The following is a 1,057-nucleotide window of genomic DNA, read 5'->3' as shown; positions in this document are numbered from 1 at the left end:
GGATTGAAAAAAATTTATATGGAAGTGAAAAAATGGATGTTATTAGAAAATCTTTTATATTTGACAAAATCCCAGGTAAACTGAGTTCTCATTCAGTAAGTCTGTGTAAAATCAATGAAAAAGAAATATTAGCCTTTTGGTTTGCGGGAACCTGGGAAGGTAATAAAGATGTTGATTTATTTACTTCCCGGTACAATATTCTTGAAGGAAGTTGGGAATCTCCAAAACTTTTTGTGCAGGATCCTGTGAGATCTCTGGGGAATACCTGCCCAGTATTATTTGATAATAAAATAAGGGTTTATTATGTTGCCATGGAAGGTAAAAATTGGACTGAAACGTCATTGTGGTATAAAGAGTCTTATGATCAAGGAACAACTTGGACTCAAGAAAAACCTTTTTCTCTAGTTAACAATAACCTTTTGTTTGGAACTAAATTATTGAAATTAAGAGATAACAGATATGTTTTTCCTATATATAATGAAAAGATGTGGATTAGTACCCCCTATATATCAAATGATATTCAAAGAAACAAATGGAAAAAATTTGGTGAGATTCAGACGGAAAAGGGAAATATTCAACAAGACATGGTCGAAATTAAAAATCACATTTTTTCGTTGCTAAGAACTAGAGATGGTTATATTTATAAAACAACTTATGACTTAGAAAGGAAAGAATGGGATAAACCCAAATCTACAGGAATACCAAATCCAAATTCAAGAGTGGCTTTAGAAAAGATAGGAAATTTATTAGTTTGTTGTTGTAATCCGTTGGGTTTAGAGAAAGGAGAAATTATTGAAGATCCTAGAAAGTTATCTAATTTGGAGGATCCGTTTTGGGGTAAAAGAGAAAAGTTGTCTATTTTTACTTCATATGACTTTGGAAATACGTGGCATGAAGAAATTATTTTAGAAAATTCAAAAAACAAAGAATATTCATATCCATGGATTCAGATAATCAGTGAATCTGAATTAATGGTTGCATATACTTATGAAAGAAGAAATATTGCTTATACTATAATAAAAATATAAAGTACACCGGGAGGAACTAAAAATGTATT

1 protein-coding gene is annotated in these 1,057 nt (G+C 30.5%); it reads left to right on the top strand.

The genetic code is table 11. The features are described from left to right. On the top strand, positions 1 to 1,028 hold a 1,028-nt coding region (locus AA81_RS13920; protein ID WP_211292742.1), incomplete at its 5' end, for an exo-alpha-sialidase. Positions 1,029 to 1,057: the final 29 nt, after the last annotated feature.

It is taken from the genome of Petrotoga halophila DSM 16923 (assembly GCF_002924615.1).
This window is presented reverse-complemented; position numbering and strand designations above follow the sequence as displayed.